The organism is Sphingobacterium litopenaei (assembly GCF_014692495.1).
GTDB lineage: Bacteria > Bacteroidota > Bacteroidia > Sphingobacteriales > Sphingobacteriaceae > Sphingobacterium > Sphingobacterium litopenaei.
Window position 1 is genome coordinate 211,109 of sequence record NZ_JACOIJ010000001.1, and the last position, 14,154, is coordinate 225,262.

Genomic DNA, 14,154 nt, shown 5'->3' on the forward strand with positions numbered 1-14,154 from the left:
TTGATATCTATTTATAACGATAAATAATAATTAAATGTTACAGTACCATAGAAATTATGAAAGAATAATTTCTCTCAAATTCTCCATTTCAAAATGTGACTATAATTTTTACTCCTGAATATATTCGGAAAGTAAGCTGTAGTTTTCACTTTCATACTATTATTAGTCTCTATTATAACGAATAATTAAAATTGGTATTTTTTCAACAAGAAAAAGTTGGCATAAGACAAGACTTCATTACATGAAAAAGCTCAATCCGAAGATTGAGCTTTTATTGAAACCGATGGCTTTGAAAGCCTATATTGAATTATGATGAACGCTATTTTAGGGCTGAAGAAGCTTCTATTGTACTTTCTACTTTTTTCTCCAATTCGTCCAAGTCAAAAGGCTTGGATAAGAATGTTTCTGCTCCAGCGCGTTGAGCCAAAGATTCTACATCATTATTGGCTGAACAATATATAACAGGAATATGTTTAAAGTCAGGATGACTTTTTAACAATTTCGTTGCTTCTACGCCTCCAATCTCTGGAATCCAATTGTCCATTATTACCAAATCTGGTTCAATGGCGGTCACTTTTTCGATGATATCATGAGAGGTAGAAGATATTTCTACATCATATCCTGCGCTTTCCAGGACTATTGAAAATATTTCTAAAATAGCTCTGTCATCATCAAAAACTAATATTTTCTTATTTTTCATAGGTTATGGTAAATGTCTTATTTCAAATTATTAATAAATTGGGCCATTTGAGGAGGCTGCAGTTGGATAATATCGGGGAGTTGCTCAAGTGCATGCCTTGGCATATAATCGACCTCCGCCGAATTAGGATCTTGTATTGCTACCTTTCCTCCATGCTGTTTTATATTTTTTAAGCCTTCCACACCATCTTGGCTGGCTCCAGAAAGTAAAATTGCTGTAACGCTATTATTAAAAGTTCGCGCTGCTGATTCGAAAGTTACATCAATGGAAGGACGAGAATAGTTTACTTTTTCTGATGCATCCAAAGATATGGTGTTTTCATTTTCGAACAGCAAGTGATAATCCGCGGGAACAAGATAAATATTCCCTTCAGCAATTTCAGTCTTATCCTCAACTTCAATTACGTTGAGCGAAGTCATTGTCTCAAATAATTGACTCAATGAACTCTTAGGATAAGATTTACGATGCAAAATAATAATGATAGGAAAATGAATGTCTGTGTTTATCTCAGGCAACATTTGAAACAGCACGGAAATGCTTCCAGCTGAACCTCCAATCAATAAAACCTTTGTTTCACTATTCATTTTCTTAACTCATCTTTTGATAGATTTTGTGTCCTTTGCACTGTTTGAAACGTTTTTCCAATGATGAAAAACGAATGGTCTCCTTGTCTCCTAAAGCCAAATAGCCTAAGGTCTGCAAACTACTATCAAATAAATTGAACACCTTATTTTGTAATTCCTTATCAAAATATATTAATACATTACGGCATAATATCAATTGAAATTCATTAAACGAACTGTCCGACACTAAATTGTGTGTAGAAAATAATATTCTACTGTTCAATTCCTCTTGAAATTTCACAACATCATACATAGCCGTATAATAGCTTGAAAAATCTTTTGTTCCTCCAGCATGAATGTAATTTTCCGAATATTGTTTCATTACACTCAATGGGAAAATACCCTTTGAAGCTTTTTCTATTACCGTAGGATTAATATCAGTAGCATAAATCAATGCTTTGTGATATAAGTTTATCTCTTTCAGGAGAATAGCAATAGAGTAAGCTTCCTCACCTGTAGAACAGCCAGCTACCCATATACGTATAAACGGATAAGTACCCAATTTAGGCAAAATATCATTCCTTAACTTTTTATAAAACAACGGATCTCGAAACATTTCTGTCACATTCACCGTAATCTCTTCAACAAAACGCTGCAGATAAGTCTTATCGCTTATCACTCTATATCTCAATTCTGCAAAACTCGCAAACCTATCAACAAGACAAATTCTATTTAATCTTCTCTTGAGCGAAGCTTTACTATATTGTGAAAAATCGTAACCGTATATTGCTGATACATCTTCCAAAAGCATTTCCATTTCTTGGTCTTTGATAATATCTAGCTCCATTTTTTACATATAAATTCTAAGTATCTTCATTAAAATATCTACATCAATTGGTTTAGCTATATAATCTGTTGCTCCCGCAGCAATACATCTTTCACGATCTCCACTCATGGCCTGCGCGGTGACAGCTATTATGGGCAGTTCAGGATAATGCGTGGTTACTCTCATTACCTTTAGCGCTTGATATCCGTCCATCTCGGGCATCATCATATCCATCAATACTATGCCGATATTTTGCTGTGTTGCTAATATTTCTAGTCCTTCCTTAGCACTGGAACAAGATATAAATTTGTAGCCTTTAGCCTTTAATGTTAACTGCAAGGCGAAAGTATTGCGGTTATCATCATCCATGATCAATACCACATCTTTTTTCTCGGTCGTCATCTTTCTAATATTTATATCTCATATAACCAAACACGCAATAGGGATAAAAGTTGATCTTTATCCACAGGTTTTGATATGTAATCTGATGCTCCAGCCTGAATACATTTCTCTCTATCTCCAGTCATTGCTTTAGCAGTTACCGAAATTATAGGAAGATATTTGTACGCTTGCATATTACGTATCTTTTGGATCGTTTCGTAACCATCCATCTCCGGCATCATCATATCCATTAATACCATTGAAATATTTGGGTTGTTTTCTAGCTGATCCAAAGCTTCCTTACCATTCATGGCAGATATTACATTTACTTTATATTTTTCTAAAATTTTAGTCAATGAAAAGATGTTTCTTACATCATCATCTGCGATAAGAATTGTTTTTCCATTCAATACATCACCAAGTGCACCTAATCTGTTGGTTTTATTTTTAGGTTCACCATTTTGTTCTTCGACTAAATGTAAGAATAGTCCCACCTCATCCAAGATGCGTTGGAATGAATGTGCGGTCTTAATTACCACAGAATCTGCATAATTTTTAATCTTCAATTCCTCGGCATGGGAGAGGTTCTTGCCCGTGAAAATAATAATAGGTAAGTTTTCTAATCCTTCATGTTTTTTGATTGCTTCTAGTGTTTCATAGCCTGTTCTATCTGGCAATCCCATATCCAGAATAACACAATTTACTTTTGAATTGAGTAGTGTTTTTACGCTATCTTCGACGTTGGATTTTATTTCAGAACTTATATCATAGTTATTTAGAAAATATGACAACGCCGCCGCATGTTTAGGATTTTCTTCTACAATAAGGACTTTTTGAGCATGGCGATTCAGCGCTTCTTCGATTTTTTTAAAAATCTGTCCCATATGTTCCAGTGCTATTGGTTTATTGATAAAATCAATAGCGCCCTTCATCAAGCTTTCTTTTTTCATTTGTAAAGAAGACATGATGTGTACTGGAATATGTCTTGTCTTGCTATTGCTTTTCAATTCGTCCATGACTTCCCATCCATTTTTCACTGGTAATTGAATGTCAAGTAAAATTGCTAAAGGCTTATATTTCTCTGCAACTTCCAATACTTGATCACCACGCACTAAAACAATGCCTTTGTAGTTTTGCTGATGCGTATATTTTAATAACGCTTTAGCAAAATTGGTGTCATCTTCTACGATCAGAATGAGTTTATCACCAGGTTGCATATTGTTGCGGTCGTCTTCTATCTCTTCAGGAATATGCGAAATAGTGTAAGCTGGAACCACTTTTTCTACGACTTGGACTTCAGCTGTTTTTGAAGGTTCTTCTACAGATAATTCTGTAAAATTCTCTTCTTTTACTTCTGTAATTTTATGTGAAGGAATAGAAACCGTAAACGTACTTCCTTCTCCAATGCGGCTTTCTACACTGATTTTTCCACCTAAAAGACGTACAATCTCTCGGCTAATAGAAAGACCTAAACCTGTACCACCAAATTTACGGCGTGTAGATCCATCCGCTTGTTGGAAAGCTTCAAAAATAATTTTTTGTTTATCCTCACTAATACCAATTCCCGTATCAGAGACGGCAAATAAAATATTATTTTGACGTTGTGGATCTGCAGATATTTTTAATTTAATTTCTCCTTGTTGTGTAAATTTAATTGCGTTAGAAATAAGATTACGAAGAACTTGTTCCAAACGTAGTTTATCTGTTTCTATTGCCTCGGACAGCTCGCTGTCAATTTCGGTGATAAATGCAAGCCCTCTGTCTTCTGCCACAGGTTTAAACATTTTATGCAAATCTTGACAAGTAGAAGCTAAGGAAACAGATTCATATTCAAGTTTCATCTTTCCAGCTTCGATCTTGGACAAATCAAGAATTTCATCGATAAGGCTCAATAAACTTGTACCAGAACTTTGAATAACTTTTGCTGATTCTATTTGATCTTCGTTCAGATTTTCATCTGCATTTTCGACCATCAATCTTGATAGCAAGAGAATAGAATTCAAAGGTGTACGTAATTCATGCGACATGTTCGCTAAGAACTCAGACTTATACTTGGTGCTCAAAGCAAGCTCTTCCGCTTTTTTCTGAATCTCAGCATTGCGAATGGCAATCAAGTGGTTCTTTTCTTCCAATAATTTGGTGCGTTCTTCGAGCTCTTGGTTCGATTGCAAAAGCTCTTCCTGCTGTACTTTTAGTTCTTCTTCGGAAGCTTGCAAACGTTGGGTATAGGCTTCTAACTCATTATTTAAGCCTTCCAATTCGCTATGCTGCATTTGCAACTCTTCGGATTGTGCCTGTGTTTCTTCTAGCAACATTTGTATGCGTTGTCTGCTTTTCGCCGCTAAAATTTCTAACGTAATCAATTTACAAGCTTCTTCGAAAAATCCTAAATCTTCCTCTTCAAATTTTTTATCGGAAGCCAATTCAACTACACCAAAACATTCGCCTTTGGCTGTCAATGGCAACCAAACTAGATGCGGAAGTTTTAATTGCCCTGCGGCGAAACTTACCACATAGTCCTCAGTATTGATGTTTTCCAACACTCTAGGTTTTTTATCCAAGAACACTTGTCCCACCATTCCTTCGCCAGGTTGGTAATTTTTTGCCATTTTAGATTCTAACCCGTGCGCGCTCTTCATAATGAGCATTTTGTTCTCCAAGGTATAGAATGCACCATTCATACATTCTCCGTAATGTATCAAATGAGCTAACGCATCTTTTGCAATTTCATCTTCTGGTTTATTACCCGTTAATATCTCATTGATTTTTACTAATCCTGTTTGTTTCCACTCATTAGCACTTATTTCATTGAATGATTTTTGCAAAGCTGCTGTCATTTCGTTCAATGCAGCTGCAATTCCACCCAAATGATCTTTTTCGTCTTCGTTCGCACGGACAGAATAATCGCCTTCGGCAATTTTGCTGGCAATACGCTGGACAGTAGCCAATCTTTTGGCTAATTGTTCATCTTTATCCTGCAGTTGACGTTGTAATTGTTCACGTGCCGCAAATTCATTGCGAATTTGCTGATAAAAGAAGAATGTAATAACTAGGGAAATACCACAGGCCAACAAGATAAAAATGGACGTGTAATTAGAAGTTTTATTCATCGCCGCGCTATGCATTTGTAATGCCGCATTTTCAGTAGCTATGAGATTTTCTATTAATGATCGGCAGCTATCCATATAGATTCTACCTTCATTGAGAAGATCAAGATTTATCTGTTCCTGATTTTTTTTGGCGATTACCAGATTCTCCAATATAGATAATCGCGTATTTATCAATCGAGTAATTGAATCAACCCGAGCCGATTGTTCGGGTGAAGAATCAAGTTGCTTATTAATTTCATCTAATGACTTTGGCAAGGATTTTAAACCTCGATAAAACGGCTTTAAAAACTCTTCATTATTCGTTAATAAATAGCCACGTTGGCCCGTTTCGGCATTTAGTAAATCCACTAATGCCCGATCAGCTTGCAAAAGGGTGTTCTGCGTATTAAGTACTTTGGTGCGCAGATTGATTTGATTGCGTACACTTATAAATGACGCTATGGATGTAATTAATAAGATAATAAATGATAATCCAAAGCCAATTTGTAGCTTCTTAATCAAATGTTTAGGCATAATTTTGTTGGTTATATGGTAATGTGAAATATATGGTGCTTCCTTCGCCCACTTTACTTTCTACTCCGTAATTTCCTTGATGTTGTTTTATAATTTCTGCACAGATGTAAAGCCCTATTCCTAAGCCTTGGAATTTTAAAGAAGATTCCTCTACACGATAAAATTTCGAGAAGATATATTTCTGCTTTTCTATAGGTATTCCAATACCGAAATCTTGTACGGCTATACAAAGCTCCTTGTCCTTGACAGAAGTTTTGACTAAGACTTTTTCAGATTCTGGGGCATATTTAATAGCATTTGTCAGAAAATTCACCAAAACTTGTTCTATTCGCAATGCATCTGCCACCACAGGCTTGTCGAAAACTTCTCCTTGACGTTCAATTGTGATATTTGGACAACAAGTTTCGCGTATAGTTTCGATTGCATTGGTAATGGTTTTTTCTAAGTCAATTTCTTGCTTATTGATTTTCATCTGCCCATTTTCGATCTTAGAAATATCTAATAAGTCCGAAATGAGGCTTTCTAATTTGAGCACCTCATCCTTTGCACGCTCGATATAGGTTTTCGAAATATTAATGTCTTGTTTGCCAATTACACGCTCCAATAATTGAACATACGCCTTAATCCCCGTAAGAGGAGTCTTTAACTCGTGGCTGGCAATACTCAAAAATTCATCTTTCTTGCTTTCTATCAATTTTTGATCATTGATGTCTGTCAAGGTACCTATCCAATTACATATTTTATTGTCCTCGCGAATTGGGATAATGCGTAACAGGTGATATCGGTATTGACCAGATTCTAGTTCTTTGATTCGAATTTCTCGCTCTATAGGGCCATTAAGCTCATTGCAGTGCGTTAAAAAATAAGCCAGTTGATCTGTTTCATCGGGATGAGCAATCGGAAGCGTTTCTCCATCTGGTGCATAATTAAGCCAATTGTGATTCACATAACTTATCTTACCAGAATCATCTACAGAAAATGCAATTTGAGGCAAGCTTTCCATGATAGAACGCAAATGTTCTACTTGGATTTTTAGTTCTTCCTGTGCTTTCTTTCTACTTTCGATTTCAGATTGTAATCGCAGTTGAGCTTCATTGAGCGATTGTGTCTGCTCATAAAGTCGCGAAAAGGTTCTTACTTTGAGTAACAATATTTCAGGATCTACGGGCTTAGTGATGTAATCAATTCCTCCTGAATCATAACCTTTGGTGATGAATTGTTTGTCGGTATTATTTGCTGATAGAAATATAACAGGAATGTCTTTTGTTCGACTGTATCCAGCTAAAGATTCAGCGACTTCAAAACCATCCATTCCTGGCATTTGCACATCCAATATAATTAATGCATAATTTCTCTTCAGCACTTTGCGCAAAGCCTCTTCACCTGATAATGCAGTGTCGACCTCAAAGTTTTTAGACTCTAAAAGTGTTTTTAAGGAGTATATATTTTCTTTTTTATCATCGACAATCAAGATCATAGTAGATTTTTAAAAATATTTTTTTGCAGTAGACGGTTAATCTAGGTTTTCCAGATCTGCATTTTAATAGCAAAAATCACTCCACAATATTGAATATCGCTAAATAACGAGTAGTTTGCGAACAAATACGATATTTGTACATATAAAATACCTAATTGTAACAGGTATTAATACGGTGTGCTTTATATTTATTTGGTAGATTGTTGATTCTTCTCGCCAAGGTTGATAACCTTGACCTATATACGAGAATCCAAATTTTTCATAATAACCTATATGGTCGCTGCAGAGATGCAATTGCTTAAACCCATTTTTCAAAGGATCATCTATGGCTTTGTTTATTATCAATTCGGCATAATTATTTCCACGGTGTTGTTTTTCTATGAATAAGGCACAGAGCCAAGGATACAAATCCATTCTACTTATAAAATCATTCGTAATCAATCCTGCACAGCCAATGATCTCATCCTCCTTGAGAAGTAAGTACATTGCGGAAGAGGACTAGAGCTTTCTATGGAATGTTGAATGCAATCTTCATAAATAATACCCCAAACAGATGGCCAACTCTGTTGGAAATATGAAATTGCCTTTTCGGTATATTCTGGTTGTTCGCGGATAGAAATTATATGCATGCACTAAAATATCAATAATTCTAATCTTAATCTGATGGAATAATAATTTTATAACAAATTGAAAATATAGGTTTTCTAAACATCCATTTTTTATATCTCTCAGTTCGCTAAAATTACAAGAAATAGGAGGGATTTGGTGAGTAATAGTTACTATTGTTTTTGAACAACTAGAAATGATTTTGATTATTTAAACGAGTAGCTTGTTTCTTGTGATACAGCGCGTTAGTATTTGGATGGAATAATAATTAGCTGTAATTTTAAGAGAACCAATTATTTTATGTTATGAAAACTAAGAACCAAATTTTCATCATTTTATTTTTATTTTGGGCTATTTGTGTGGTTGCGCAAACTAATTCGACCCCACTCAAATACGGGAAATATAATTGTACTGCTAGTAAATATGTCAATGGATCTTATGAGTTTGTGCCTCGGGGATCTTTTACAATTTATAAGAACGGAACATACGCATATCAAGGGTTTGAAAAGCCTAGTAAGGGAAAATTTAGGGTTGACAAAGACGGAAATTTATTATTTGTCGGAGGATATTTTGATAAAGGAAAAGCCGAAAAAATAGATAGTCCAAATAAGTTTTTTGTTGTATTTCCAACAATTCCAGATAATCGTTGGACTTGCTCTTGTGCGGAAAAATAGAAATATAAAAACGAAAAAAGCTCAATCTTTCGATTGAGCTTTTCTTTTGTGATCCCGCTGGGACTCGAACCCAGGACCCATACATTAAAAGTGTATTGCTCTACCAGCTGAGCTACGGAATCCTATTTTTTTTTTTGAATTATCCTTCGTTGTTTGAAGTGATGCAAAGGTAGGTTTTTTCTGTTAAAGTGCAAATATTTGAAGCAGAAAAATCCTTGTTTTTTTGTAAAACTCTCACGCAAAGAGAATTATTTTTAATTATATTTTTTAGATAAAAGTCAGAATGCAATGCATGGAGGCTCTTTTTGCTAATTCCAATGATTATTTTTCAAAACTCTCTGCCAGGAAAGGAGAAAAATAAGACTCATAATTGAATATTATAATCGTCTCGCTCGAATCATTCGATCGACACCGTTGATATCTTTAAAAATTTCTAGATCTGCAAAACCTTTTTTGCGTATCAAATCTGCCGTTTCTAGACTCAAGTATTGATTAATTTCAAAATATAAACTTCCGTCCTGTTTTAAATGATATAAAGCAAAATCAGTAATGTAATCGTAGAAAAGTAAAGGAGCTGATTCTTCAACGAATAAAGCTGTATGTGGTTCGTGGTTCAATACATTGGCATGCATTTCCTGCATTTCTTTTGGTGTAATGTAAGGCGGGTTGCTCACTACAATATCAAAACCTTGAGGTTCTGAAAACATAAATTCCCACTCCAATATATCGGCAAGAATAAATTGCACAGGCTGATTTAGTTTAGCAGCATTGCGTTTTGCTACTTCAATCGCTTCAGGTGAAATATCTACTGCCCACACATTACTTTCTTTTAAATGCTTCTGAAGCGTAACGGGGATACATCCTGTTCCCGTACCGATATCGATTACTTTTACAGCAGATTTGTTTTTATAATCTTGTAAAATCAGATGAACAAGTTCTTCTGTTTCGGGTCTCGGGATTAATGTGTGACTATTTACTTCAAATACTTCGCCGTAGAAATCAGCTTTTCCAAGAATATGCTGCACAGGTTTTCCGGAATATAATTCTTCCAGTATGACATTTAGTTTTTCTTCATAAATCTCTGCTGATTTCGTTTTTTCGAGAATATATTTTGAAGATTTTATTCCTGCTATTTCTTCTACAATTAATAAGAAAATTGCTTTAATTTCACCTGCAGGATATAGCGTTGCAAGATGTTGCTGGTAGCGAAGTTCTATGTCTTTCCACGTTGTAGCCATAGTGCAAACTTACAATATTATGCGAGGCTTTTCTTTTAAATATGACAAAATGCTAAGTTTGTACTATGCAAAAAGAGGAACAATATATCAAACGTTGTTTGGAATTGGCGGAGATGGGAGCTGGGGCCGTAAGTCCTAATCCGATGGTAGGCGCAGTGATTGTACATGATGATAAAATTATAGGTGAAGGATATACTTCTCCTTATGGAGGTCCTCATGCGGAAGTTAATGCCGTCCAAAATGCAATTGCCTTATTAGGAGAGGAAAACGCAAAGTGTCTTTTCCAACAGTCGACAATTTATGTTTCTCTGGAACCCTGTGCGCATTTTGGCAAAACACCTCCATGTGCTGATATGTTGGTGTCGCTTCAGTTTCAGAAAGTCGTAGTAGGCTGCTTGGATCCTTTTGCGAAAGTAAATGGGTTAGGAATTCAAAAATTACGTGAAGCTGGCATCGAAGTGGTAGTCGGGGTATTAGAAAAAGAATGTCAATTTTTGAATAGACGTTTTTTTACTCGTATCAGCGAGTTTCGACCATACGTAATTTTGAAGTGGGCGGAAACTAAAAATGGCTTCTTTGCACCTACGGAGGCAGAACAAAAGTGGATTTCGAATACACCCAACAAACAACTGGTGCATAAATGGCGGTCGGAAGAGGATGCAATTCTCGTGGGCAAACGTACTGCTTTAGTTGATAATCCGACCTTAACAAATAGATTGTGGAAGGGTAAATCGCCGAAACGTGTATTAATAGATAAAAATCTAGAGGTTCGTGATGATGCTAATCTATTTTTAGCTCAAGATTCTGATTTGATTATTTTCAATGCTAAGAAAACAGATTGGAATGGACATTTAAAATACATCGAATTAGAAAATTTTGATTTATATCTTCCGCAAAACATATTATATCAATTGTATTTGATGGATGTGCAATCGATAATCATCGAAGGTGGGGTTAAGACTATTAAACTTTTTATGGAGGCTGGGCTTTGGGATGAAGCTCGAGTTATTGTAGGAGACACGATTTGGGAAAATGGTATTCCAGCTCCACAAATAAATGAGTCCGCGCGTGAGAAACTACTAGTTGGAAATAATGAATTAAAAATTTATTTCAAAAATTAAAATTATTTCTTTAATTTTTCGGTATGAAGTTGCCGGAAAAATTGCTTCATTTCATATGGCGCTATAAATTAATCAATCAGACTAACTTACTTACTACGCACGGTGAATCGCTGCGGATATTAGATTTTGGTCAGCTCAATACCAATGCTGGCGCAGATCTCGAATTGGCTAAAATTCAAATTCAAAATAGAATTTGGATTGGAAATATTGAATTACATGTCAGCTCTTTGGATTGGAAATACCATCATCATCATTTAGATCCGCGTTATAATTCTACGATACTACATGTCGTGTGGGAAAATCCTGAAAACATAAAAATCAAACGTTTGGATGGAACCTAAATTCCTACGTTGATCTTGAAAGATTATATAGATCAATCTCTGCTCGAAAAATACCATCATCTCATGATGAATGAGCAGTGGATTGCTTGCGAAAATCAATTACATAAAGTAACGGAGTTCACCATCTCTAATTGGCTTGATCGATTAATCATTGAACGCTTGGAATCAAAAATGGTAATGGTTAATTCGTGGGCAAAAGTCACGAGCTATGAATGGCAAAAAGTTCAATTGATTGCATTAGCAAGAGCTTTTGGGATGAAAGTCAATAATGAAGCTTTCGAGAAGTTAATGACGCAAATGAATATCAACCTGTTTTATAAATACGCGGATGATCCATTAAAATTAGAAGCTTTATTATTTGGTTGTGCAGGATTTTTAACGGGGAAAAATTACCAAGAGGATTATTTTACCGAGTTAAAAGAGGAGTATGAATATTTGAATCATTTACATGGCTTTCGAGGCTTGTCGTCTATCGAATGGAAGTTTTTGCGAATGCGCCCTTATAATTTTCCAACTTTTCGTTTGGCGCAGTTTAGTGGTTTGCTTCATAAACGAGTACAGTGGTTTGAATTTTTGCAGGTAGAGAGTTTGGAAGTTTTAAAAGAAGATTTAAACGGTATCCAAACTTCTTCATATTGGAAGAATCATTTTCACTTCCACAAATTATCCAAAGATCATAATACTACCCTCACTCGGGATTTTATAGATCATATAATTTTAAATGCTTTTGTGCCAGTATTATTCTCATATGGCAGATATGTTGGGAACCAAGGCTTACAGCAAAAAGCTTTAGACTGGTTACAAGTTTTGCCTGTAGAAAAGAACACTATAGTAAAATCATATCAAACACAAGGTATTTGTGCTAAGACCGCTGGAGAATCTCAGGCTTTGATTCATCTGTACAAACAATATTGTACAACTAAAAGATGTTTAGATTGTGCTATTGGTTACGCTTTATTGAGCCGTTAATTAGTTTAATTGTAGAATTTCTGCAATTTCTCTGAATCCTTTTTTATCGGCTAGATCGGAAGCAGATTCGCCTGTATCTGTGAGAATGGAAATATCGGCACCTTCTTCTAATAGGATTATTATTAAATCAATGTTTCCATGTTGGGCCGCGAAATGTAAGGGTGTAAACCCTCCATGTTGTCTTATATTTACTTCAGCTCCTGCTTCAATTAACATTTTACTGATGTTACTATTATTATTGCTTAGTGCTGCATGTAATGGATAAACTTGATAACCATTTTGAGAAGGAATATTAGGATCCGCTTTGTGAGCTAATAATAAGCGAACAATATCCTCTTTATTGAAATGACTAGCTATACCCAATGGAGTGAATCCATGGGTAGAGAATTCTTCAATTATATCATTTTTGTGTTCTAGCATCATTTGCACATGTTGCAATAACCCAGCCGCGCAAGCTTCATGGATGGTGATACTGTTGGTGTATTTGAGAATAACTTGAATAATCTGAGGTTTATTATAGTAACAAGCTAGGAGTAAAGGTGAAATATCATGACTTGTTTTTTGCTTGAGCAAAGAGGCATCACTTCTTAATAAATGCTCTAAGTCCAAATGATTTCCAGTCTCAATGTATTGTTCTAGATTCGTAATCCCCATAATTTCTAGTGTTTATCCTTCGAAGTAAACAAAAATATTCAAATTAATGGAACACTTAGGGTAAAAAAAATCGACTTCGTTAATAAAAGATTTACTATTTAAATTTTGAAGAAATAAAATAAATAATAAGTATTGAAAAGTTATGCAATCGGTTGCGTAAAGTGATGTTTTTTTGTAGTATTATAACTAAAAATACATATGTAATTTGTATTAATTAATACTTTTCCCTTATAGTTAACAGAACCTTTGTTACTTTTGTAATGCCCTCCCCAAGGGCATGTTTTTCATAGGTAGATGTAGGGGTCGAATATTTCTTATTCGACCCTTTTTTATTTAGCTTTGTTTTTATATGAATAAAAGGAAGATAATTGTAGCTATAACGGGCGCTTCAGGCTCTATTTATGCCAAAGTACTTTTGGATAAATTGACAACAATAGGAAGCGAGCAGATAGCTGACGTAGGTGTGGTAATGTCCGATAATGCTAAAGATGTATGGAAATATGAGTTGGGCAATGAGTCTTATAAAGATTATGCTTTTCCATTTTATTCAAAAAATGATTTTATGGCTCCCTTTGCTTCTGGATCGGCACAATATGATAGCATGATTGTATGTCCTTGTTCTATGGGTACATTAGCACGTATTGCGACAGGCACTTCTTCTGATTTGACTACACGAGCTGCAGATGTTGTTTTGAAAGAGCGACGCAAGCTGATTTTGGTTACGCGCGAAACGCCTTTAAATTTAATTCACATCAATAACATGGCTACTGTTACACAGGCCGGAGGGATTATTTGTCCTGCCTCACCCTCATTTTATAGTTTGCCTCAATCCATGGAGGATATAGCTTCAACTGTAGTAGACCGTGTGTTATCATTATTGGATTTGAAAATAGATATGTATCGTTGGGGAGAGAAATAACGATTAGCGATTAAAATCCTTTCTCTTGTAAAAGCATTTTGTGTACATTTGTCTTTTGATGA

General features: G+C 35.2%; 12 protein-coding genes, 1 tRNA gene and 1 pseudogene. 4 read left to right on the top strand and 10 right to left on the bottom strand.

All coding sequences use genetic code 11. The features are described from left to right. Window positions 1–319: 319 nt before the first annotated feature. The 7 genes from H8B04_RS00920 to H8B04_RS00950 all read right to left on the bottom strand — a co-directional run bounded on the left by H8B04_RS00920 (window position 320) and on the right by H8B04_RS00950 (window position 8,056). Window positions 320–700 carry a response regulator gene (locus H8B04_RS00920; RefSeq protein ID WP_190301152.1) on the bottom strand — a complete coding sequence of 127 codons (381 nt, stop codon included), beginning with the start codon at window positions 698–700 and terminating at the stop codon, window positions 320–322. 17 nt (window positions 701–717) lie between these two features. After that, complete coding sequence (locus H8B04_RS00925) at window positions 718–1,284, bottom strand: chemotaxis protein CheB (RefSeq protein ID WP_165290969.1); 567 nt, start codon at window positions 1,282–1,284, stop codon at window positions 718–720. 4 nt (window positions 1,285–1,288) lie between these two features. Further along, a complete protein-coding gene (locus tag H8B04_RS00930) occupies window positions 1,289–2,110 on the bottom strand; it encodes a CheR family methyltransferase (protein WP_165290970.1) in 822 nt (273 codons plus the stop codon). A 3-nt stretch (window positions 2,111–2,113) separates the two neighbouring features. Next, the gene (locus H8B04_RS00935; RefSeq protein WP_165290971.1) at window positions 2,114–2,491 is read right to left on the bottom strand and encodes a response regulator; all 378 of its coding nucleotides are present in this window, start codon (window positions 2,489–2,491) and stop codon (window positions 2,114–2,116) included. A gap of 11 nt (window positions 2,492–2,502) precedes the next feature. Then, on the bottom strand, window positions 2,503–6,093 hold the full coding sequence (locus H8B04_RS00940) for a response regulator (protein WP_165290972.1): 3,591 nt from the start codon (window positions 6,091–6,093) through the stop codon (window positions 2,503–2,505). After that, window positions 6,086–7,570, bottom strand: coding sequence for an ATP-binding response regulator (locus H8B04_RS00945; protein ID WP_190301153.1), 1,485 nt, complete (start codon window positions 7,568–7,570; stop codon window positions 6,086–6,088). Before H8B04_RS00945 ends, H8B04_RS00940 begins: the two co-directional genes overlap by 8 nt. Before the next feature lie 99 nt (window positions 7,571–7,669). Then, window positions 7,670–8,056, bottom strand: coding sequence for a GNAT family N-acetyltransferase (locus H8B04_RS00950; protein ID WP_223815188.1), 387 nt, complete (start codon window positions 8,054–8,056; stop codon window positions 7,670–7,672). 425 nt (window positions 8,057–8,481) lie between these two features. On the opposite strand from H8B04_RS00950, the gene H8B04_RS00955 reads away from it, so the two are divergent. Further along, window positions 8,482–8,850: a hypothetical protein gene (locus H8B04_RS00955; protein ID WP_190301154.1), complete on the top strand. Its 369-nt coding sequence runs from the start codon at window positions 8,482–8,484 to the stop codon at window positions 8,848–8,850. A 49-nt stretch (window positions 8,851–8,899) separates the two neighbouring features. Here H8B04_RS00955 and H8B04_RS00960 read toward each other — a convergent pair. Continuing rightward, window positions 8,900–8,972 (bottom strand) — tRNA-Lys (locus H8B04_RS00960). Window positions 8,973–9,227: 255 nt separating this feature from the next. Next, complete coding sequence (gene prmC / locus H8B04_RS00965; RefSeq protein WP_190301155.1) at window positions 9,228–10,088, bottom strand: peptide chain release factor N(5)-glutamine methyltransferase; 861 nt, start codon at window positions 10,086–10,088, stop codon at window positions 9,228–9,230. Window positions 10,089–10,153: 65 nt separating this feature from the next. On the opposite strand from prmC, the gene ribD reads away from it, so the two are divergent. Then, window positions 10,154–11,209, top strand: coding sequence for a bifunctional diaminohydroxyphosphoribosylaminopyrimidine deaminase/5-amino-6-(5-phosphoribosylamino)uracil reductase RibD (gene ribD, locus H8B04_RS00970; RefSeq protein WP_190301156.1), 1,056 nt, complete (start codon window positions 10,154–10,156; stop codon window positions 11,207–11,209). 23 nt (window positions 11,210–11,232) lie between these two features. Next, window positions 11,233–12,519 (top strand): annotated as a pseudogene (locus H8B04_RS00980) (DUF2851 family protein). Here H8B04_RS00980 and H8B04_RS00985 read toward each other — a convergent pair. Further along, window positions 12,520–13,173 carry an ankyrin repeat domain-containing protein gene (locus tag H8B04_RS00985; RefSeq protein ID WP_165290992.1) on the bottom strand — a complete coding sequence of 218 codons (654 nt, stop codon included), beginning with the start codon at window positions 13,171–13,173 and terminating at the stop codon, window positions 12,520–12,522. A 349-nt stretch (window positions 13,174–13,522) separates the two neighbouring features. On the opposite strand from H8B04_RS00985, the gene H8B04_RS00990 reads away from it, so the two are divergent. Continuing rightward, window positions 13,523–14,092: a UbiX family flavin prenyltransferase gene (locus H8B04_RS00990; protein WP_190301159.1), complete on the top strand. Its 570-nt coding sequence runs from the start codon at window positions 13,523–13,525 to the stop codon at window positions 14,090–14,092. Window positions 14,093–14,154: the final 62 nt, after the last annotated feature.

Coding starts and splice junctions, on each gene's coding strand:
- H8B04_RS00930 (WP_165290970.1), bottom strand. CDS start 2,110: ATGGAGCTAGATATTATCAAAGACCAAGAAATGGAAATGCTTTTGGAA.
- H8B04_RS00990 (WP_190301159.1), top strand. CDS start 13,523: ATGAATAAAAGGAAGATAATTGTAGCTATAACGGGCGCTTCAGGCTCT.
- H8B04_RS00935 (WP_165290971.1), bottom strand. CDS start 2,491: ATGACGACCGAGAAAAAAGATGTGGTATTGATCATGGATGATGATAAC.
- H8B04_RS00940 (WP_165290972.1), bottom strand. CDS start 6,093: ATGCCTAAACATTTGATTAAGAAGCTACAAATTGGCTTTGGATTATCA.
- H8B04_RS00955 (WP_190301154.1), top strand. CDS start 8,482: ATGAAAACTAAGAACCAAATTTTCATCATTTTATTTTTATTTTGGGCT.
- H8B04_RS00950 (WP_223815188.1), bottom strand. CDS start 8,056: ATGTACTTACTTCTCAAGGAGGATGAGATCATTGGCTGTGCAGGATTG.
- H8B04_RS00945 (WP_190301153.1), bottom strand. CDS start 7,570: ATGATCTTGATTGTCGATGATAAAAAAGAAAATATATACTCCTTAAAA.
- prmC (WP_190301155.1), bottom strand. CDS start 10,088: ATGGCTACAACGTGGAAAGACATAGAACTTCGCTACCAGCAACATCTT.
- ribD (WP_190301156.1), top strand. CDS start 10,154: ATGCAAAAAGAGGAACAATATATCAAACGTTGTTTGGAATTGGCGGAG.
- H8B04_RS00985 (WP_165290992.1), bottom strand. CDS start 13,173: ATGGGGATTACGAATCTAGAACAATACATTGAGACTGGAAATCATTTG.
- H8B04_RS00925 (WP_165290969.1), bottom strand. CDS start 1,284: ATGAATAGTGAAACAAAGGTTTTATTGATTGGAGGTTCAGCTGGAAGC.
- H8B04_RS00920 (WP_190301152.1), bottom strand. CDS start 700: ATGAAAAATAAGAAAATATTAGTTTTTGATGATGACAGAGCTATTTTA.